We start from the raw sequence: 21587 nt of genomic DNA on the forward strand, positions 1-21587 counted from the left end.
CGTCTCGACAAGGAGTGCCCCGACATGCCGACTTCCTACCGCCCCTGGATGGGTTATCTGGCCGCGCTGATCGCCGGCGCTTTGACCACCCTGACCTTTTCTCCCTTCGAGCTATGGTGGCTGGGGCCGGTCGCGGTCGGGCTGATGTATATCAGTTTGCACGATCTGACGCCCGGCCAGGCGGCGATGCGTGGCTGGTGTTATGGCGTTGCGCTGTTCGCCACCGGCACCTCGTGGATCTACGTATCGATCCACGATTACGGCTATACCGGCGTGCCACTGGCGGTATTTCTCACCGCGCTGTTCGCGGTCACCCTGGCGTTGTTCTACGCCGTGCCCTTCTGGCTCTACCGCCGCTTCACGGGGCCGCGACTGGCTTTCCTGACGTTCGCTGGCGCCTGGGTACTCATCGAGGTACTGCGTACCTACCTGTTTACCGGCTTTCCCTGGTTGCTGCTGGGCAGCGCGCACGTCGACTCGCCACTGGCGCCGCTGGCCCCCGTCGGCGGCGTTTATCTTCTCACTCTGGTAACCGCGCTGACCGGCACGCTGGGCGTGGAGTTTCTGCGCCGCCGCTGGTGGGCCGCTGCCGTTATCGCCGTGTTATGGCTGGCACCATTGGCACTGCCCACCCAGTGGACGACACCCAGCGAGACGACGACCCGCGTCGCCCTGTTACAGGGCAACCTGCCACAATTGACCAAGTGGACCGCCCAAGGGCAGCGTAACGCCGCCAACACCTACGCCCGCTTGACACGCGATCAGGGCGACGACGTCGACCTGATCGTCTGGCCGGAAACCGCGCTGCCGATGTTTCAGCGCCAGGCCGAGCCGCTGCTCGAACGCATCCAGGCGACACTGGCGCCGGACACCGCCCTGCTTACCGGTATCGTCCAGCGTGACGCTGCCGGACGCTATTACAACGCGATCATCGGTGTCGGCGGGATAAGTGGCGAATACCGCAAGGAACATCTGGTTCCGTTCGGCGAGTACATGCCGCTGGAGAGCCTGCTGCGCGGCATCATCGCCTTCTTCGACCTGCCGATGTCGGACTTCTCGGCGGGCGACGCCGACCAGGCGCCGATTCGTGCCGCCGGGCTGCGCATCGGCAGCGCGATCTGCTACGAAATCATTTATGCCGACCTGGTGGCAGAACGCGCCGAGAACTCGGATGTGTTGCTCACCGTCTCCAACGACACCTGGTTCGGCGACTCCATCGGTCCGCTGCAACACTTGCAGATGGCGCGCCTGCGCGCGCTGGAAAACGGCCGTTACGTGCTGCGCGCGACCAGCAATGGCGTCACCGCGATCATCGACCCCCATGGCGAGGTCGTCGCGCGTGCGCCACGCTTCGAGACCGCCAGCATCACTGGCGACATTCACGCCATGCAGGGCCTCACGCCGTTTACCCAAACCGGCAGTTGGCCGACCTGGCTGCTCGCCACTGTGCTGTTGCTGCCGGGGCTATCGTTCAACCGTCGACAGCGTCGCGTCATCTAGCTCGGGTACGTTCAAAGTAGCGATGGCCGCATTGATGACAAGGTTCGATGCGCGTCACGCTCTCGAGCACCACCTCGGCGGCGCAATGCACGCAAGCCATGCGCCCCGGGGCGGCGATCTCGCCCTCGACATAGTCGGCACGCGCCGCTTCTAGGTCGTCTTCGAACTGCTCGCGCTCGATCACGCTGCGATCGGCGATCGAAAACAGCGCATCGGTGACCTTGCGTGACAACACGTCAAGATCGATGCCCAGCCAACTGGCGACGCCATTGCCTCCGGCGGCCAGATAACGCCGCAAATCCTTCAGGTCGCGCTCGACCCAGGCCCGCAACAGCGCCATTTCGTCGCGGGTAAATTCCTCGAATTCAGCCTCGAACTCCACCGCCTCGTCGAGATCCTTCTGCAGGTTCTCCCACGACAACTCCTCGGCGCCATCCTTCATCCGCGACAACACCCGCTCGTAGGCCGCGCGCAACCGATGTTCCTGCTGCTGGCGTTCACTCATGGCGCTCTCCTTTTGATGATCCCAGCGATGTTAGCCCATACCTAGCCCGGCCGGCCCTGCGGGCGCCCTACGCCGGGTGCCCCTACCTGCTGGAACCCGTCTAGGGTATCCTTGGGGTCGACGGAAATATAGCCCAACGCAAGGTGCCCCACGCAACGATGGACACACAGTACAAGCCCCACGCCACCGAACAGGCCGCCCAACGGTTCTGGAACGAGAACCAGTGCTTCAAGGCCATGGAAGACGCCAGTCGCGAGAAATTCTATTGCCTGTCGATGTTTCCCTACCCCAGCGGCAAACTGCACATGGGGCATGTGCGCAATTACACCATCGGTGACGTGATCAGCCGCTTTCAGCGCATGCAGGGCAAGAACGTACTGCAACCGATGGGTTGGGACGCCTTCGGCATGCCCGCCGAGAACGCCGCGATCAAGAATCGCGTGCCGCCGGGCGCCTGGACCTACCAGAACATCGACTACATGCGCCAACAGTTGAAGGCGCTGGGCTTCGCCTACGACTGGAACCGTGAATTCGCCACCTGCGACGTGGAGTATTACCGCTGGGAGCAATGGTTCTTCGCCAAGCTGGTCGACAAGGGGCTGGTCTACAAGAAGATGTCCACCGTCAACTGGGACCCGGTGGACAATACCGTGCTGGCCAACGAGCAGGTCATCGACGGTCGCGGCTGGCGCTCCGGCGCGCTGGTCGAGCGCAAGGAAATCCCGCTGTGGTTCCTCAAGATCACCGACTACGCCGATGAGTTGCTGGCCGATCTCGACAAGGTCGAGTGGCCGGAGCAGGTCAAGACCATGCAGCGCAACTGGATCGGCAAGTCCAGGGGCGTCGAACTGGCTTTCGACGTCACTTTCGATAACGCCGCTGCCCGTGATGGCGCCACTGAAAACCAGGCGCTGCGTGTCTACACCACCCGCCCCGACACCTTGATGGGCGTGACTTACGTCGCCGTGGCCGCTGGCCATCCGCTGGCCAAGGCGGCCGCGACCGACAACCCCGAGCTCGCCGAATTCATTCAGGAATGCGCCAGGGGCGGCACCTCCGAGGCCGATCTCGCGACCATGGAGAAGCGCGGCATGGATACCGGCTTCAAGGCCGTGCATCCGCTGTCCGGGCGTAAGATACCAATCTTCGTCGCCAACTTCGTGCTGATGGAGTACGGCACCGGCGCGGTCATGGCGGTGCCCGCGCACGATCAGCGCGACTGGGAGTTCGCCAGCAAATACGACCTGCCGATCGAGCCGGTGATCGCCAACGAAGCCGGCGAAGCGCCCGATCTGTCGAGCGGGGCCTATGCCGAATACGGCCGGCTTATCAATTCCGGCGAGTTCGACGGGCTCGACTTCGACGCCGCCTTCCAGGCGATTGCCGACAAGCTCGAGGCCCAGGGCCACGGCGAGATCAAGACACACTTCCGCCTGCGCGACTGGGGCGTGGCACGCCAGCGCTACTGGGGCGCGCCGATCCCGGTCAAGTACGGCCCCGAGGGCCAGACCGTGCCGCTCTCCGACGACGAACTGCCGGTCGCCCTGCCGATGGAAGTCGAGGTCGATGCCAGCGGTTCGCCGCTCAAGAAGATGCCGTCGTTCTTCGACCTCGGCGACGGCTGGACCCGCGAGACCGACACCTTCGACACCTTCATGGAGTCGTCGTGGTATTACGCGCGCTTCGCCTGCGCCGACAACCATGCGGCGATGCTCGATGAACGCGCCGACTACTGGCTGCCGGTGGATCTGTATATCGGCGGCATCGAACATGCCATCCTGCACCTGCTCTATGCGCGCTTCTTCCACAAGTTGATGCGCGATTTCGGCCTGATCGACAGCGACGAGCCCTTCAAGCGCCTGCTGACTCAGGGCATGGTCATCGCCGAAACGTTTTATCGCGAGGCCGAAAACGGTGCCAAGGACTGGTTCAACCCCGCCGATGTCGAGGTCAAGCGCGACGAAAAGGGCCGGCCGCTGAGTGCCGTTCTCGCCAGCGACGGCCAACCGGTTGCGATGGGCGGCATCGAGAAGATGTCCAAGTCGAAGAACAACGGTGTCGATCCGCAGGCGATGATCGACCGCTTCGGCGCCGACACCGTGCGCCTGTTCATGATGTTCGCCGCACCGCCCGAGCAATCGCTGGAGTGGTCGGATAGCGGCGTCGAAGGCGCGCATCGCTTCATGAAGCGGCTATGGAAACTCGTCGCCGATCACCTCGCTAGCGAAAGCGCCACCGGCACGCCGAGCGCACTGGACGTCAGCGCATTGAACGCCGAGCACAAGGCGCTGCGTCGCAAGACCCACGAAACGGTCGGCAAGGCCAGCGACGATATCGGTCGGCGCACCACCTTCAATACCGCCATCGCCGCGGTCATGGAGCTGACCAACGCCATCACGCGCTTTCATAACGCCAGCGACGAGGCCACACCACAAGATCTGGCCGTGGTGCGCGAGGCATTGGAAGCCTGCGTGCTGCTGTTGGCACCGATCACTCCCCACGCCTGCCATGCGTTGTGGGCGGAACTCGGCCATACCGAACCGGCCATCGACGCACCCTGGCCCCAGGTCGACGAAGCCGCCATGTTCAAGGAAACGGTCGAATTGGTAGTGCAGGTCAACGGCAAGTTGCGTGCGCGCATCGCAGCGGCAACCGACGCCGCCAAGGACACCCTCGAGGCCCAGGCGCTGGCCAACGAGAACGTGCAGCGGCATATCGACGGCAAGACCTTGCGCAAGGTCATCGTGGTGCCAGGGAAGTTGGTCAATATCGTCGCCAATTGAGACACAAGGAGTTGCCCGTGAAGCGTCGCACTTTCCTCAAATCGCTGGGCGTGATAGCCACCGGTGTCGCCATGGGCGGCCTGGCCGGTTGTGGTTTTCATCTGCGCGGCCAGGGTGAGCCACTCGGCTTCGACAGGCTGACGCTTACGGCGCCGATTGGCGAGCTGACCGATAGCGTACGTCGTGAGTTGGCCAACGCCGATGTCATGCTGGTCGACGATGCGCCACTGCGCGTGAACCTCGGCCCCGAGAACATTCAGGAATACACCCTGACCGCTGGCGACACTGGCACCCAGGAGATCGAGCTGCGCCTGACCGCGCCCTTCTCGGTGCAACGCACCCGCGATGGCGCATATCTCCTCGACCAGCAGCGCATCGAAGTGGTCACCACCTACCTGGCCAATGACGATGACCTGCTGGTGCTTGGCGACTTGCGCGAGCAGGCGCTCGAGGATCTGCGCCGCGAGGCCGCCCGCCAGCTATTGAGTCGGCTGCGCTCGCTCGATACGCCATGAAGGTCTTTCCTGACAAACTCGCCGATGCCATCGGCAAACGTTTGCCGCCGGTGATCATCGTCGCCGGTGACGAACCGTTGATCCATATGGAGGCTTGCGACGCCGTGCGCGGCGCGGCACGCGCTCAAGGTATCGAGGAGCGTGAAATCCTGCACGTCGAGGGTAATTTCCAATGGGGGCGGCTCACCGAGTCCGCCGCCAGCCTGTCGCTGTTCGCCACGCGTAAGTTGATTGAATTGCGCCTGAACGATCAGTCACCCGGCCAGGAAGGCGGCAAGGCGCTCGATGCCTACGCCGAGCAGGCCAAGAGTAGCGACGACGTGCTGCTGATCTCGGCCTCTCGCCTGGATCGCAAACAGCAACAGAGCAAATGGTTCAAGGCGCTCGACAAGCTCGGCCTGTTCGTGCCGGTGTGGCCGGTCGATCACCAGCGCCTGGGATTCTGGATGCGTGATCGCGCCACCCGCCACGGCCTGCAACTCGACATGGACGCCGCGCGACTGCTCGGCGAGCGCACCGAGGGCAACCTGCTTGCCGCCGATCAGGAGTTGCAGAAGCTCGCGCTGATCCTGCCGTCCGGTACCCGGCTCAACACCGATGCCATCGCCAGCGGCGTCGAGAATAGCGCCCGTTACGACGTCTTCACGCTCACCGATGCCTGCCTGCGCGGCGAGCGCGAACGCAGCGTGCGTATCGTTGACGGATTGCACGGCGAGGGCGTGGAAGCACCGGTGATACTCTGGGCATTGACCCGCGAGCTACGCACCCTGCTTTCGCTGCGCCAGCATCTCGATCAGGGCCAGAGCCTCGAGCATGCCTGCAAGGCCCAACGGCCGATGATCTTCGACAAACGCCGCCCCGATTACCAGCAAGCACTTAGCCGGCTGCCGCATCGGCGTCTGCATAAGTTGTTGCTGTTCTCGCAGCGCATCGACCTCGCCATCAAGGGCGCCATCGACCTGCCGGTATGGGACGCCCTGAACGACTTGGCGCTGACGCTGGCCGGTGGTCGCGGGTTGCTGGCCGAGTTACCCCATGCCTATCGCATCGCCTGATCAGGTCTAAGGACGTGCCAGTGACCCGAGCCCCGCGCTATCTGCAGATCAAGCAGTACCTGCTCGAGCGAATCCGCTCCGGCGAGTACCCGACGCACCACCAGATTCCGCCGGAAGAACAACTCGCCCGCCAGTTCGATGTCAGCCGCATGACCGCCAACAAGGCGATTCGCGACCTGGTCCACGAAGGCTATCTGACTCGCCAGCCGGGGCTGGGTACCTTCGTCACCGACCTGAAAGCCGAGTCGTCGCTGCTTGAGATTCACAACATCGCCGAGGAAGTCCGCAGCCGCGGGCATGGTTATCGCAACGACATACTGCGCTGCGAATCGATCGAGGCCGACGACGAGGTCGCCCTGCGCCTGGGCGTGCGCCTCGGCACGGCGGTGTTCCATACCCTGATGATTCACCGGGAAGACGGGATACCGATCCAGCTCGAGAACCGCTTCGTCAATCCACGCTGGGTGCCCGATTACCTGGACAACGACTTCTCGCGCCATACCCCCAACGAGGTGCTGGTCGCCGCCTGCCCGATTTCCGACATGGAGCATGTGGTAGAGGCGGTACTGGTCGACGACCAGACCGCCGATTGGCTGGAAATCACCACCGCAACGCCCTGCCTGAGCATGATTCGCCGCACCTGGTCGGGCGAGCATCTGATCAGCTACGCCCGCCTGACCCACCCCGGCGATCGCTACAAGCTACGCTCCGCCATGCATCGGCGCGGCTAGCCACCTCTTTCAATCGCAGCCCGTTCAAGCGCCGACCAGCGCCTGCACCAGATAGCCCGCCGGCACCGCCAGCAGCAGACTCAGCGCCGTGCGCAAAAACCACACCACCACGATGCGCCCCACCGACAGCGGAATCGTGGTCGATAGGATGCACGGAATCGACGCCGAGAAGAACAGTATTGATGAGACCGAAACGACAGCCGCCGCGAAGCGCGCCACGAAATCGGCCTCGGTCATCAGCAGTGCCGGCAGGAACATCTCGGCGAGCCCGGCCGACGCCGCCTGAGCCAACGCCATGGCATCGTCCACCCCCCATAGCGCGGTGATCGGGTAGAACACCAGCCCCAGCCACTCGAACAGCGGCGTGTACTTGGCTAGCAGCAGGCCGATCAACCCCACCGACATGATCGACGGCAGAATGCTGATCGCCATCAGCAGCCCTTCCTTGACGTTCAGCGCCACGTTGCGCGCAAGACTTGGCGCCTGCTCGGCCGCATCGAGCCCGGTCCGCCAGGCGCTGACCAGGCGTTGCCCACGAGGCACCTCGGGTTCGTCGTAATGCTTTTCGTTATCCAGCCGGGTCAGCGGCGGCAGACGCACGGTGATCGCGGTCACCACGAAGGTAATCAGCAATGTCAGCCAGAAATACAGATTCCACACCGCCATCAGGTCCAGCGTCTTGGCGACGATGATCATGAAGGTCGCCGACACCGTGGAGAAGCCGGTGGCGATGATCGCCGCCTCGCGCGCCGAATATTGCCCGGCCTGATAGACGCGGTTGGTGATCAGCAGGCCAATCGAGTAACTGCCGACGAACGAGGCCACGGCATCGATCGCCGATTTGCCCGGTGTGCGCCAGATCGGCCGCATGACCGGCTGCAGCAGCACGCCGCACACCTCCAGCAGGCCATAGCCGATCAGCAGCGCCAGAAATACCGCGCCGATCGGCACGATCAGCCCCACCGGAATCACCAGCTTCTCGAACAGGAACGGCAGCATGTCCGGTGTATGCAATACCGCCGGCCCCCAACCGGTCAGCGCCATCACCGCCGCAATGACCCCCAGTAGCTTGAGCACGGTGAAGACCTTTTCGGTCACGCTGCGTTTCCAGCGCCCGGTCAGCAGCGGATATAGCGCGCCGGCAACGATCAATAGCAACGCGTACCAGCCATCCGCCGCCCCCAACAGGACGCGCGCCCCGCTGACCATGTGATCGAGCGGTATGGTAGTGCGTCCGGCCAGAGTCAGCGGCACAAAGAAGATCAGGATACCCAGCAGGCTGGGCACGAACAGCCGCAATACGGTTCGCAGAGAGTGGCGACGCTGCGAATCGTGGGACCTGTCAAGCGTCTCGTCGTGGTGTGGCATGCAGAAAACCTCGTGATTGTCGTTGTACGATTTGTATATACAATATAATTCAACATCCTGCCACGTCCATCCTGTCGACGACCATATACGACCAATGTCTAAGACGAGAAAGCCGATTAGGCAAATTCGCTGAAACCACCGTGATGAGAGGCTAACAGACTTCTACATGCATTCATTTCTGAGACTCGACAGACATTGACTTGACGTCGATAGTGAGCTTTCCTATTTGTATATACAATACACATCGATACCCGACTCAGGAGAACCTCATGTCAGATACGAAGCGTCTGCTATGGCGCGACATGACCGTGTTCGATGGCCTGCATGAGCTGCCCGAACCGATGGCGGTGATCACCCGAGGCTCGCGCATCGACACGCTATGCCCGATGCGCGAATTCGACGAATCGCTCGGCCAGGGCATACGCGATGCGGGGCGCGGCGGAGTAATGACACCCGGGCTGATCGATTGCCACACCCATCTGGTGTTCGGCGGCAACCGCGCCGATGAGTTCGAAAAGCGCCTCGAAGGTGCCAGCTATGCCGAGATCGCCAAGGCCGGCGGCGGCATCCTGAGTACCGTGCACGCGACGCGCGCCGCCAGCGAGGACGAACTACTCGCCGCTGCCCTGCCGCGTTTGCAAGCGCTGGTCGACGACGGCGCGACCACGGTGGAAATCAAGTCCGGCTACGGTCTCACCGTCGAGGATGAACTGAAAATGCTGCGCGTCGCCCGACGTCTGGGCGAGCGGCTGTCGGTGCGAATAGTCACCACCCTGCTCGGCGCGCACGCCCTGCCGCCGGAGTACGAGGGCGACAGCGACGCCTATATCGCCCTGGTCTGCGACGAGATGATTCCCGCCGCGGCCAGCGAAGGGCTCGCCGATGCCGTCGATGTGTTCTGCGAAACCATCGCCTTCTCCGTCGATCAGTGCGAGCGCGTCTTCCAGGCCGCCGAGAAACACGGCCTGCCGATCAAGGCCCACGCCGAGCAGCTTTCCAACCTCGGCGGCAGCGCCATGGCGGCACGCCACGGAGCCTTGTCGGCGGATCATATCGAGTATCTCGACGAGCAAGGCGTGATCGCCCTGCGCGATGCCGGCAGCGTCGCGGTGATCCTGCCCGGCGCCTTTCATACCCTGCGTGAAACGCAACGACCACCCATCGAGGCGTTGCGTCGTCATGGCGTGCCCATGGCAGTGGCCACCGACGCCAACCCCGGCAGCTCGCCGCTGTTCCAGCCGACACTGATGCTCAATCTGGCTTGCACGCTGTTTCGCCTGACACCGCGCGAGGCGCTGGCCGGCATGACCGCCAACGCCGCCCGCGCCCTGGGCCAGACCGGGTTCGGGTGCATCGAAGAAGGCGCCAACGCCGACCTGTGCGTGTGGGACATTCAGCGCCCCGCCGAACTGGCCTACGCCGTGCAGTCCGGACGCCTGCGTCAGCGTGTTTTTCAGGGAGAGCCCACCCATGGCTGAGCGTATCGATATGCGCGTCTGGGCCGGGCGCACCGACCCCGAGCCGGATAGCCTGCGCTGGCATCAATGTATCCAGCCGCTTACCGACACCAGCCCGCCGGGAGCCGCCCTGCTCGGCTTCGCCTCGGACGCCGGCATCAGGCGCAACCACGGCCGCCCAGGCGCCGCCGACGGACCGCTGGCGATTCGTCGCGCACTGGCCAGCCTGGCCTGGCACCGTGACGGCGCGGCGTTCGATGCCGGCGACGTCGCCTGCCAAGGCGATGCGCTGGAGGACGCACAAGGCCGTCTCGCCGAACGCGTCGCCACGCTGCTCGACGCCGGCCACTTTCCCATCGTCCTGGGTGGCGGTCACGAAGTGGCTTTCGGTAGCTGGCAGGGCATCGCGCGGCATCTCGAACGCCAGGAGCAACGGCCGCGCCTGGGCATCATCAATCTCGATGCGCATTTCGACTTGCGCGATCCGGCTCGGGTGCGCTCATCAGGCACGCCCTTCGCGCAGATCGCCGACGAGTGCCAGGCACGCGACTGGCCGTTTCGCTACGCCTGCCTGGGCGTGAGTCGGGCGAGCAATACCCGCGCCCTATTCCAGCGCGCCGAATCACTCGGTGTGCTGGTGCGAGAGGATCGGGAGTTCGATGTGCGCAAACTCGACGCCATCGTCCGCGATGTCGAGCGCTTTATCGTCCGCTGCGACCATCTTTACCTGACCGTCGACCTCGATGTGCTGCCCGCGCATGAGGCCCCCGGCGTCAGCGCGCCAGCCGCGCGCGGCGTACCGCTGGCGCTGCTCGAACCCTTGATCGAAACCATCCGCGACAGCGGCAAGCTCAGGCTGGCCGACCTCGCCGAGCTCAACCCACAACACGATATCGACAGCCGCACCGCCCGCGTAGCCGCGCGACTGGTGCACCTGCTAACCCTGAATCGCTAACAAAGAGAGCAGTTCCATGACTCATGACAAGCGTCACGATCCGTCTCGCAATATCGCCGCCCCCACCGGCACCCAGCTCAGTTGCAAGAGTTGGCTGACCGAGGCGCCGCTGCGCATGCTGATGAACAATCTGCACCCGGATGTCGCCGAGCGCCCCGAGGAACTCGTCGTCTACGGCGGCATCGGCCGCGCCGCGCGCGACTGGGAATGCTTCGACAAGATCGTCGAGGTCCTCAAGCGCCTCGAAGACGACGAATCGCTGTTGATTCAATCCGGCAAGCCGGTCGGGGTTTTTCCGACTCACAAGGACGCGCCGCGCGTGCTGATCGCCAACTCCAACCTGGTGCCGGCCTGGGCCAACTGGGAGCACTTCAACGAGCTCGATCGCAAGGGCCTGATGATGTACGGCCAGATGACCGCCGGCTCGTGGATCTACATCGGCTCCCAGGGCATCGTCCAGGGCACCTACGAAACCTTCGTCGAGGCGGGTCGCCAGCACTACGACGGCAAGCTCAAAGGGCGCTGGATCCTCACCGCCGGGCTCGGCGGCATGGGCGGCGCCCAGCCGCTGGCGGCTACACTCGCCGGCGCCTGCTCGCTGAACATCGAGTGCCAGCAATCGCGCATCGACTTCCGCCTGCGCACCCGCTACCTCGACGAGCAGGCCGACGATCTCGACGACGCCCTGGCACGTATCGAGAAGTACACCAAGGCGGGCCAGGCGGTTTCCATCGGCCTGTGCGCTAATGCCGCCGACGTACTGCCCGAGCTGGTCAAGCGCGGTGTGCGCCCGGACATGGTCACCGACCAGACCAGCGCCCACGACCCGCTGCACGGCTACCTGCCCGCCGGCTGGGGCTGGGACGACTACGTCGCGCGCGGCAAGTCCGAGCCTGAGGCGGTGGTCAAGGCCGCCAAGCAGTCCATGGCGGTGCACGTGCAGGCCATGCTCGACTTCCAGAAGATGGGCGTCCCGACCTTCGACTACGGCAACAACATCCGTCAGATGGCCCAGGAAGAAGGCATCGACAACGCCTTCGACTTCCCCGGCTTCGTGCCGGCCTACATCCGTCCGCTGTTCTGCCAGGGCATCGGCCCGTTCCGCTGGGCGGCGCTGTCCGGCGACCCAGAGGACATCTACAAGACCGACGCCAAGGTCAAGGAACTGATTCCCGACGACCCGCACCTGCACAACTGGCTCGACATGGCCCGGGAGAGAATCTCTTTCCAAGGGCTTCCCGCCCGGATCTGCTGGGTCGGTCTCAAGGACCGCGCGCGCCTCGGCCAGGCGTTCAACGAGATGGTCAGAAACGGCGAGCTCAAGGCGCCGGTAGTAATCGGCCGCGATCATCTGGATTCCGGCTCGGTGGCCAGCCCCAACCGCGAGACCGAGTCGATGCTCGACGGCTCCGATGCGGTCTCCGACTGGCCGCTGCTCAATGCCCTGCTCAACACCGCCGGCGGCGCGACCTGGGTCTCGCTGCACCACGGCGGCGGCGTGGGCATGGGCTACTCGCAGCATGCCGGCGTGGTGATCGTCGCCGACGGCACGGACGATGCCCATGCGCGACTGGGTCGCGTGCTGCGCAACGACCCCGCCAGCGGGGTGATGCGCCACGCCGATGCCGGTTACGATATCGCCAAGCAAAGCGCCCGCGAGAATGGCCTCGATCTGCCGATGCTCGATCGATAAAAGCTCTTTCATAGACAGGGAGTGCCGAGGCAGGTCGAAGCGAAGGTCCTTTTCCAGGGCCAGAAAAAGCTCCATACAATTCTGGCATTCCCGCCATCCATGGCGGTCAGATAGCAAAGGTAGCGCCCAGGGATGGGTTCACAGCGCCTTCGCGAAGCCTTGCCCCGGCAACTCCGACCCAGCGACGTAAGGAATCCCCGTATGACCCATCTCGAGATTCAACCGGGAAAGATGACCCTGGCGCAGTGTCGCCAGGTTTTCGAGGCCCCCGTGAACGTGACACTGCCCGAGAGCGCCAACGCCGGCATCGGGGCCGCCGTCGATTGCGTCAATCAGGTGCTCGCGGAAGACCGCACCGTCTACGGCATCAATACAGGCTTCGGCCTGCTCGCCCAGACCCGCATCGAGAAGGACCAGCTCGAGGACCTGCAACGCTCGCTGGTGCTGTCGCACGCCACCGGCGTCGGCAAGCCCATCGACGACGCCCTGGTGCGGCTGATCATGGTGCTCAAGATCAACAGCCTGGCGCGCGGCTTCTCGGGCATTCGCCGTGAGGTCATCGACGCGCTGATCGCGCTGGTCAATGCCGAGGTCTACCCGCGCATCCCGCTCAAGGGCTCGGTGGGCGCATCCGGCGACCTGGCGCCGTTGGCACACATGAGCGTGATATTGCTCGGCGAAGGCCAGGCGCGTTATCGCGGCGAGTGGTTGCCGGCTCGCGAGGCGCTGGCCATCGCCGGACTCGAGCCACTGGCGTTGGCGCCCAAGGAGGGCCTGGCGCTGCTCAACGGCACCCAGGTTTCCACCGCTTATGCGCTGAAAGGGTTGTTCGAAGCCGAGGATCTGTACGCCGCCGCCACCGTGTGCGGCGCGCTGACCGTCGAGGCGACGCTGAGTTCGCGCGCGCCCTTCGACTCGCGCATTCATGAGGTGCGCGGCCAGCGCGGCCAGATCGATGCCGCCGCAGCTTATCGCCACCTGCTCGGTGAGCGTAGCGAGGTGAGTGACTCGCATGTGGATTGCGGCAAGGTCCAGGACCCCTACTCGCTGCGCTGCCAACCGCAGGTAATGGGCGCCTGCCTGACACAGATCCGCCAGGCCGCCGAGGTGCTGGCCGTCGAGGCCAACGCGGTCTCCGACAACCCGCTGGTGTTCACCGACAATGGCGACATTCTCTCGGGCGGCAATTTTCACGCTGAACCGGTGGCCATGGCCGCCGACAACCTGGCCCTGGCCATCGCCGAGATCGGCTCGCTTACCGAACGGCGCATCTCGCTGATGATGGACAAAAACATGTCGCAGTTGCCGCCATTTCTGGTCGAAAAAGGCGGCGTCAATTCCGGCTTCATGATCGCCCAGGTCACCGCCGCGGCGCTGGCCAGCGAGAACAAAGCGCTGGCGCATCCGCATAGCGTCGACAGCTTGCCGACGTCGGCCAACCAGGAGGACCACGTCTCGATGGCCCCGGCAGCCGGCAAACGGTTATGGGAAATGGCCGACAACGTGCGCAGCACCATCGCCATCGAATGGCTGGCCGCCTGCCAGGGGCTGGACTTCCGGGCTGGACTCACCACCACCGACGCGCTGGAACAGGCCCGCCAGGCCTTGCGCGACAAGGTGCCCTACTACGACAAGGACCGTTTTTTCGCCCCGGATCTCGATGCAGCGAGCGAATTGCTGCATCATCACGCGCTGGTCGAGCTACTGCCCACCGGACTGTTGCCCAGCAACTAGCCTCTTGTCCCGTGGTGCATGCGCCACGGGACAGTGTCGTCCCGTTCCATCGTCAACCGTAAAACCGAAGGACAGCGATGAATGCTATCGTCCTGGCCATTATCGTGATGGTCACCTTGAGTCTTGCCCGCGTTTCCGTGGTCTTCGCGCTGATCGTCGCCGCGCTGGTGGGCGGTCTGTACAGCGGCATGAGCGTTTCCGCCATCATGGATGCCTTCAATGCCGGGCTCGGCAACGGCGCCACCATCGCCTTGGCCTATGCCACGCTGGGCGCCTTTGCCGTGGCCTTGTCACGCTCCGGGATCACCGAGTCGCTTTCCGCCAAGGCCATCGACAGGCTGGGGCTGGATAGCGCCCATCCACGCCGCAATGGCATCTACTTCGCCTTATTGGGGATATTGCTCGTCGCAGCGGTGAGTTCGCAGAACATCATTCCCGTGCATATCGCCTTCATTCCCATTCTGGTACCGCCGCTGCTCAAGCTGATGAATCACCTGCGCATGGACCGCCGCGCCGCGGCCTGCGTCATCACCTTCGGTATCACCGCGCCCTATATGCTGCTACCGGTCGGCTTCGGCGCGATCTTTCTCAACGAGATCCTGCTGGCCAACCTCAACGAGGCCGGCGCCTCGCTGGGGCTGCACGTGACAGCGTCGATGGTGCCGATGGCGATGATCGTTCCCATCGCAGGAATGGCCATCGGCCTACTCGTTGCGGTGCTTTTCAGCTACCGCCGCCGCCGCGACTACCAGGACCGCGACCTGGCCCACGGCGACCAACGCCAGGCTCAGGTTGCGGCAAGGATCGAAACCGCCAGCCGGCTAGCACCCTGGCAGAAAGCCGTACTGGTGATTGCCATTCTGGGGGCGCTGGTCACTCAGTTGACGTTCGATTCCATGGTACTGGGCGGCATTCTCGGCTTCGCCATTCTCTCGGTGAGCGGCGTGTTTCGCTGGCGCGAACAGGACGATATCTTCACCGAAGGCATGCGCATGCTGGCGCTGGTGGGCTTCATCATGATCGCCGCCTCGGGCTTCGCCGGTGTGATGCAGGCCAGCGGCGAGGTCGAGACCTTGGTACAAAGCTCGGTCGAGGTGATCGGCGACAACCGGGGCCTGGCTGCGCTGATCATGCTGCTGGTGGGCCTGTTCATCACCATGGGCATCGGTTCGTCGTTCTCGACCATCCCGATCATCGCCTCGCTGTACGTGCCGCTGGCGATCAACTTCGGCTTCTCGCCGATGGCCACCATCGCCCTGGTCGGCACCGCCGCCGCGCTGGGCGACGCCGGCTCGCCAGCCTCCGACTCGACGCTTGGCCCGACCGCGGGCCTGAATGCCGATGGCCAGCACGATCATATCTGGGAGACCTGCGTTCCGACGTTCCTGCATTACAATATTCCGCTGATCGCCTTCGGCTGGATCACCGCAATGACGCTTTGAACGCTATCGGCATGACCACAACCGGCGTGGGGTTTCAGGCTCCAGCCGCTTGTCGTCATCGCGAACGAGGGCGTCGGAGCGGTAACGACGCCACGCATCAGCGTTATTAATAATCACAATTTTAAATCGTCATCCATTTCCAAAACAAATAGATATGGAGCTCTGCTAAGCTAACGTTGTTCTGACGCGACGCACCCAACGAGTGACCCTCACGCTTCGCCCGCTTTATCGTAGGCAGTGCTTCGGCACTCGCCGAACAAAGCGAGCCTCGCGCCAGGCGCCACCACATAATAAAAGGAGACGCCGATTGGAACTGCTGCAGTACGTTTTCGATAATTGGCAATTGCTGGTCAACCGAACCGTGGAACACATCGCCCTGGTGGGCGTAGCGGTCGGCATCGCCACGCTGACCGGGGTTCCCATCGGCATTGCCATCACCCAGAACGAGCGCGCGGCCAAGACCGTGCTGTATATCGCTTCGATCATCGTCACGATTCCCTCGGTTGCCCTGTTCGGAATCATGATTCCGCTACTCTCGGTATTCGGTCATGGTATCGGCTATGTGCCGGCGGTGATCGCCGTGCTGCTGTATTCGCAATTGCCGATCATTCGCAATACCTATACCGCGATCAACAACGTCAATCCGGCGTTGCGCGAAGCCGCGCGCGGGGTCGGCATGGGCTCCGGCCAACGCCTGCGAATGGTCGAGATTCCCCTGGCGGTCCCGGTGATCATGGCCGGCGTGCGTACCGCCGTGGTGCTCAACATCGGTGTGATGGCCATCGCCACCTACATCGGCGCCGGTGGGCTGGGCACGTTCATCAGCCGCGGCATTTCCCAATCCGATCCACGCCAATTGATCGTCGGCGCCGTTGCCGTGAGCCTGCTGGCGATCTTCGTCGATTATTCCCTGCTGGCGCTACAGAAGCGCCTGACGCCCAAAGGTATGGAGCGCGACGCTACCGCCGCTTGAGTGCGCTTTTCGGCCAACCAGACAAGGACCACGCATGATTCAACTCGACAGCCTGACCAAGGTCTTCGATACCCCCAAGGGTGCAGTGGTCGCCGCCGACCATATCGACATGGAAGTGCCCGCAGGCGAGATCTGTATCCTGATCGGCCCATCGGGCTGCGGCAAGACCACCACGCTGAAGATGATCAACCGCATCGTGCGCCCCTCCTCGGGCAAGGTGTTCATCGACGGCAAAGATACCACCGACATGAACACCCAGGATCTGCGTCGCAGCATCGGCTATGTGATCCAGCAGATCGGCCTGTTCCCCAACATGACCATCGAGGAAAACATCACCGTCGTGCCACGGCTGCTGGGCTGGGACGCGCCGCGCTTCAAGAAGCGCGCCCGCGAGATGATGGACATGATCGCCATGGATGCCGAGGTGTTCCTGAAGCGTTACCCGAGCGAGCTTTCCGGCGGACAGCAACAGCGTATCGGCGTAGCCAGGGCGCTGGCCGCCGATCCGCCTGTGATGCTGATGGACGAACCCTTCGGCGCCATCGACCCGATCAACCGCGCGGTGATTCAGGACGAGTTCCTCAAGATGCAGCAGGAACTCAACAAGACCATCCTGTTCGTCAGTCACGATATCGACGAAGCGATCAAGATGGGCAATCGCATCGCGGTGTTCCGCGAGGGCAAGCTGGTGCAGTACTCGAGCCCCGACGATCTGCTGGCAGCACCCGAGAATGCCTTCGTCGAGTCGTTTCTCGGCGAGGATCGCGCCCTCAAGCGGCTCAATCTGGTCAAGGTGCGCGATGTGGTCTCCAACGAGATCGGCACCGTGCGCCCCGACGAGACCCTGGAAACCGCCCTGGCCCGCATCGACGACTTCGGCTACCAGAATTCGATTCTGATGGTCAACGATCGCCACCAGCCCGTCGGCATGATTACCCGCTCGGTCGCGCGCACCACCAAGGGCTACTGCCGCGATCATTTTCAGGCCGCGCCGCCGCTAGCCAGCCTGGATGATGACCTGCGCAAGGTCGCCTCGCTGATGTTCGCTCACGACACGACCTGGCTGCCCTGCGTCGACGAGCAAGGCCGAGTCAGCGGGCAGATCACCCAGCGCGCCATGACTCGCCACCTGGGCTCGCGCTATCGCTCGCGCAGCGAGGAGCGCATCCACGCCGGTAGGGAGGAGTAAGCCCATGCCCTTTCGTTCGTTGCTGTTAGTCTGGCGAATATTGCTGGCGGTGCTGATCTTCGTCGCCGGGGTGTGGGCTCAGCGCGGTGGCCTGGTCGAGGAGTTTCTCTACTATCTGCCCGACATTCAATATCAACTGGTTCAGCATATCTGGCTGGTGGTCATGTCCGGGGGGCTGGCGATCGTCGTCGCCATTCCGCTCGGCGTGCTGCTATCACGGCCGAGCATGGCGCGGGTCGCCGAAACGCTGATGCAGGTGCTGAATATCGGCACCACCATTCCCACCCTGGCGATCCTCGCGCTGTCGATGAGCTTTCTCGGCATCGGCACCCTGCCGGCGGTGTTTGGACTGTTCGTCGCCACGCTATTGCCGATCACACGCAATACCTATGTCGGGCTCAAGGGCGTCTCGCCAGCGCTGATGGAAGCCGCCGCCGGCATCGGCATGTCGCCGACCCAGCGCCTGCTGCGTGTCGAATTTCCGAATGCGTTGTACGTGATCTTCGCCGGCGTGCGCACCGCCATGGCGCTCAACGTCGGCACCGTGCCGCTGGCCTTTCTAATCGGCGCCGGCGGTCTCGGCGCGCTGATATTCACCGGCATCGTGCTCTACGATCCGATGATGATGCTGGCCGGCGCCATCACCACCTCATTGCTGGCGGTCGTCGTCGATACACTGATTGCCATCGTGGCCTTTCTTGTCGTGCCGCGTGGGGTCAACCCTTCGCGCGCATGATCGATGCAGCAACGCTTGATCGAGAAACGTTTAACCGAGCAACGCTCAACCCAAGGAGAGCATCATGAAAAAACAACTACTGACCACCCTGGCCGGTGTCGCCCTCGCCGCTACGGTCTCGACTGCGCAGGCCGAGGAAATCGTCGTCGGTGGCAAGAACTTCACCGAACAATTGATCCTCGCCGACATGACCACCACGTACCTCGAAAACCTCGGTTACGATGTCGAAAAGCGCGACGGCATGGGTACCACCATCCTGCGCCGAGCGCAGCTCAACGGCCAGGTCGACCTGTATTGGGGATATACGGGCACCTCGCTGATTACCTTCAACAAGGTCACCGAGGACCTGTCCCGGGAAGAGACCTATCAACGCGTCAAGAAGCTCGATGCCGAGAAGGGGCTGGTGTGGCTGGAGCCCTCCGACGCCAACAATACCTATGCACTGGCGATGCGCGAGGCCGACGCCGAGCAGCGCGGCATCGAGACCATCTCCGACCTGGCCGCGGCCATCAACAGCGGCGAAACGCTGACCCTGGCGTCCAACGCCGAGTTCTATTCTCGCGATGACGGCCTGCGCCCGCTGCAGGAAACCTACGGCTTCGAGTTCGGCCGCGCCAACGTCAAGCAGATGGATTTCGGCCTGACATTGCCGACCCTTGCCGACAAGAACGTCGACGTCGCCATGGCGACGGCCACCGACGGTCGCATCCCTGCCTTCGACCTGGTGATTCTCGAAGATGACAAAGGCTTTTTCCCGGCCTATGCCCTGACCCCAGTAGTGCGTGAGGAAGTTCTCGAGGCCAACCCGAAGCTCGCCGAGCAGTTGAACAAGCTGTCCGCGCTGATCGACGACGAGACCATGGCCAAGCTCAACGCACGAGTCGATGTCGACCAGGAAACCATCGAGCATGTCGCCACGGATTTTCTCAAGCAGCACGACTTGCTGTAAAACCACTCTAATCGACGAGCATTACGCAACCACGAGGCCGCCAACAGGCGGCCTTCGTGTAGTTGAAATCTGTAGTTGAAACCTATAGCCGAAACCCGCCTGGGAGCCGCCATGCATTATCAGGATTCGCTGCGCGTCGGCGCGGCACAGCTCAACCCCGAGCTCGGCGAGGTCGACGCCAATCTCGAACGTCATCTCGAACCGATCCGCGAGGCACGCGAGCAGCAACTGGACTTGCTGGTCTTTCCCGAATTGTCGTTGACCGGTTACAGCCTCGGCCCCGGCGTGATGGACGCGGCCTGCCCACGCGAAGACCCACGTCTCGCGCAACTCGCCAGGGCCGCCGGCCCCATGCAAACGATCATCGGCTTCGTCGAGGAAGCCAGCCCCGGCGAGTATTACAACGCCTTGGCGATCGTTCAGCACGGCGCGGTCGTCGCCGTGCATCGCAAGCTCAATTTGCCCACCTACGGCGGACTCGAGGAAGGCAAGTGGTTCTGCCCCGGCAAGCGCCTGACCCACACCGAACTGGTGCCCGGCTGGTCAGCCAGCCACTTGATTTGCGCCGACTTGTGGAACCCGGCGCTGGTGCATACCGCCATGCTCGCGCGACCCAGCGTGCTGTGCGCGCCGATCAACTCCGCGACGGGCATCGTCAGCGAGCGGTTTTCCAACGAAACCAACTGGCCGCTCAACCTCCGCTTCTATGCCATGACCTACGGCACGCCGGTGATCATGGCCAACCGCCACGGCGCCGAAGGAGACGCCTGGTTCTGGGGCGGTTCGTGCATTCTCGGCCCGCGCGGCGAGACGCTGGCCGAAGCCGACGACCGCGAAATGCTGATCACCGCGACGCTATCACGCAGCGCCATCGCCCGTGCGCGCTTCGAGCTACCCACGCATCGCGACGCCGATAACCCGCTGATTCGCGAATTGCTGGGCGACGCTCATCGGCAGCATTCCCAGCCATGAAGCACGCTCCCCGTACAATTGCTGCCCCTCAGGCCGTCCTATTTCCAGCCGAGTCGCTTGCGATAGAGCGTAGATGGCGCCACTTCCAGCAGCGCGGCGGCACGCGGCACATTGCCGCCGCATTCGCTGATGGCCTGTTCGATCGCATCGCGTTCGACCATCCATAGTGGGCATGATGTGGTTGAATTGCGGCGCGATACCGCCTGGATTTTCAGCATAGCCACAGGCAGGTGAAGCATCGCTTCGGTCAGAGTATCTCCATCGTGCATGACGATGGCTCGCCGCAGCACATTCTCCAACTCGCGAACATTGCCAGGCCATGAGTAACGCAGTAACGCTTGTTCCGCAGTAGGCGACAACCGCTGGAATGCTTTTCTTTCTTCCTCTGCGAAGCGAACCAGCAGCGCATGAGCAATATCGATAACGTCCCTGTCACGATCGCGCAGCGGCGGCAACGTGACGGGTATCACATGCAGGCGGTAGTACAGATCTTCACGAAAACGCCCTTGCTCGATCAACTCGGCGGGATTGGCATTGGTCGCACAGATGATACGGCAATCGATGGAACGGGCCGACGTGGCGCCTACCGGAACGACCGCGCCGGTCTGCAAGAATCGCAGTAGCTTGCTTTGCATTTCCCAACCGAGCTCGCCAATTTCATCCAGGAACAAGGTGCCACCATGGGCAGCGACCGCATAGCCCTGCTGATCGCACAAAGCACCCGTAAAGGCTCCTTTAAGATGGCCGAATAGCTGGGTCTCGAGAAGATCCGCGGGTATGGCCGCGCAATTGACCGCAACGAAAGGGGCCTGACGACGCGCGCTGCACTTATGCAATGCCTCGGCACAAAGCTCCTTGCCCGTGCCACTTTCTCCCATGATGAATACCGGTGCATCGGAACCTGCTATCAGGCGAAGCGACTGATAAAGCCTTTTCATTGATGCGGAGGTGCCAATGAACTTTCCGGGTGGCTGCTCGTTCTCAAACTGACTGATAGCACTCGACAGGTACATTGGCTGCATATGAAATC

General features: G+C 63.2%; 18 protein-coding genes. 15 read left to right on the plus strand and 3 right to left on the minus strand.

From position 1 onward, the window contains the following. Positions 1-24 precede the first annotated feature (24 nt). Entirely contained in the window at positions 25-1500 is a 1476-nt protein-coding gene (gene lnt, locus BLR92_RS18090) for an apolipoprotein N-acyltransferase (RefSeq protein ID WP_089730682.1), read from the plus strand. Here the strand turns inward: lnt and BLR92_RS18095 are convergent. Next, positions 1493-2005, minus strand: a complete 513-nt coding sequence (locus tag BLR92_RS18095; RefSeq protein ID WP_089730683.1) for a zinc ribbon-containing protein — start codon at positions 2003-2005, stop codon at positions 1493-1495. The genes lnt and BLR92_RS18095 overlap by 8 nt on opposite strands. A 158-nt stretch (positions 2006-2163) precedes the next feature. On the opposite strand from BLR92_RS18095, the gene leuS reads away from it, so the two are divergent. The 4 genes from leuS to hutC are packed head-to-tail and all read left to right on the plus strand — an operon-like array spanning position 2164 to position 7089. Beyond that, on the plus strand, positions 2164-4788 hold the full coding sequence (leuS, locus tag BLR92_RS18100; protein WP_089730684.1) for a leucine--tRNA ligase: 2625 nt from the start codon (positions 2164-2166) through the stop codon (positions 4786-4788). Between the two features lie 17 nt (positions 4789-4805). Continuing rightward, the gene (locus BLR92_RS18105; RefSeq protein WP_089730685.1) at positions 4806-5303 is read left to right on the plus strand and encodes an LPS-assembly lipoprotein LptE; all 498 of its coding nucleotides are present in this window, start codon (positions 4806-4808) and stop codon (positions 5301-5303) included. Continuing rightward, positions 5300-6358: a DNA polymerase III subunit delta gene (gene holA / locus BLR92_RS18110; RefSeq protein ID WP_089730686.1), complete on the plus strand. Its 1059-nt coding sequence runs from the start codon at positions 5300-5302 to the stop codon at positions 6356-6358. The genes BLR92_RS18105 and holA overlap by 4 nt, the downstream gene beginning before the upstream one ends. 20 nt (positions 6359-6378) lie before the next feature. Further along, positions 6379-7089 (plus strand): histidine utilization repressor, encoded by a 711-nt coding sequence (gene hutC, locus BLR92_RS18115; RefSeq protein WP_089730687.1) that lies wholly within the window; start codon positions 6379-6381, stop codon positions 7087-7089. A 24-nt stretch (positions 7090-7113) separates the two neighbouring features. Here the strand turns inward: hutC and BLR92_RS18120 are convergent, their stop codons facing one another. Continuing rightward, positions 7114-8457: a YjiH family protein gene (locus BLR92_RS18120; protein WP_089730688.1), complete on the minus strand. Its 1344-nt coding sequence runs from the start codon at positions 8455-8457 to the stop codon at positions 7114-7116. A gap of 269 nt (positions 8458-8726) precedes the next feature. Here BLR92_RS18120 and hutI point away from each other — a divergent pair, with 269 nt between their 5' ends. The 10 genes from hutI to BLR92_RS18170 all read left to right on the plus strand — a co-directional run bounded on the left by hutI (position 8727) and on the right by BLR92_RS18170 (position 20557). After that, entirely contained in the window at positions 8727-9935 is a 1209-nt protein-coding gene (gene hutI / locus BLR92_RS18125) for an imidazolonepropionase (RefSeq protein WP_089730689.1), read from the plus strand. Then, on the plus strand, positions 9928-10869 hold the full coding sequence (gene hutG, locus BLR92_RS18130) for a formimidoylglutamase (RefSeq protein ID WP_089730690.1): 942 nt from the start codon (positions 9928-9930) through the stop codon (positions 10867-10869). Before hutI ends, hutG begins: the two co-directional genes overlap by 8 nt. A 16-nt stretch (positions 10870-10885) precedes the next feature. Continuing rightward, on the plus strand, positions 10886-12562 hold the full coding sequence (gene hutU / locus BLR92_RS18135) for a urocanate hydratase (protein WP_089730691.1): 1677 nt from the start codon (positions 10886-10888) through the stop codon (positions 12560-12562). Positions 12563-12763: 201 nt separating this feature from the next. Then, on the plus strand, positions 12764-14296 hold the full coding sequence (gene hutH / locus BLR92_RS18140) for a histidine ammonia-lyase (protein ID WP_089730692.1): 1533 nt from the start codon (positions 12764-12766) through the stop codon (positions 14294-14296). A 77-nt stretch (positions 14297-14373) separates the two neighbouring features. Beyond that, positions 14374-15738 (plus strand): Na+/H+ antiporter family protein, encoded by a 1365-nt coding sequence (locus BLR92_RS18145; RefSeq protein ID WP_089730693.1) that lies wholly within the window; start codon positions 14374-14376, stop codon positions 15736-15738. Between the two features lie 307 nt (positions 15739-16045). After that, positions 16046-16711, plus strand: a complete 666-nt coding sequence (locus BLR92_RS18150) for an ABC transporter permease (protein WP_089730694.1) — start codon at positions 16046-16048, stop codon at positions 16709-16711. A gap of 34 nt (positions 16712-16745) precedes the next feature. Continuing rightward, positions 16746-17900, plus strand: coding sequence for an ABC transporter ATP-binding protein (locus BLR92_RS18155; RefSeq protein WP_089730695.1), 1155 nt, complete (start codon positions 16746-16748; stop codon positions 17898-17900). Positions 17901-17904: 4 nt separating this feature from the next. Next, a complete protein-coding gene (locus tag BLR92_RS18160; RefSeq protein WP_089730696.1) occupies positions 17905-18636 on the plus strand; it encodes an ABC transporter permease in 732 nt (243 codons plus the stop codon). Positions 18637-18700: 64 nt separating this feature from the next. Next, entirely contained in the window at positions 18701-19585 is an 885-nt protein-coding gene (locus BLR92_RS18165; protein ID WP_089730697.1) for a glycine betaine ABC transporter substrate-binding protein, read from the plus strand. A 111-nt stretch (positions 19586-19696) separates the two neighbouring features. Further along, a complete protein-coding gene (locus BLR92_RS18170; RefSeq protein WP_089730698.1) occupies positions 19697-20557 on the plus strand; it encodes a nitrilase-related carbon-nitrogen hydrolase in 861 nt (286 codons plus the stop codon). A gap of 38 nt (positions 20558-20595) precedes the next feature. Here the strand turns inward: BLR92_RS18170 and BLR92_RS18175 are convergent, their stop codons facing one another. Next, positions 20596-21579, minus strand: coding sequence for a sigma-54 interaction domain-containing protein (locus BLR92_RS18175; protein ID WP_089730699.1), 984 nt, complete (start codon positions 21577-21579; stop codon positions 20596-20598). Positions 21580-21587: the final 8 nt, after the last annotated feature.

Source organism: Modicisalibacter muralis, from assembly GCF_900102945.1.
Lineage (GTDB): Bacteria > Pseudomonadota > Gammaproteobacteria > Pseudomonadales > Halomonadaceae > Modicisalibacter > Modicisalibacter muralis.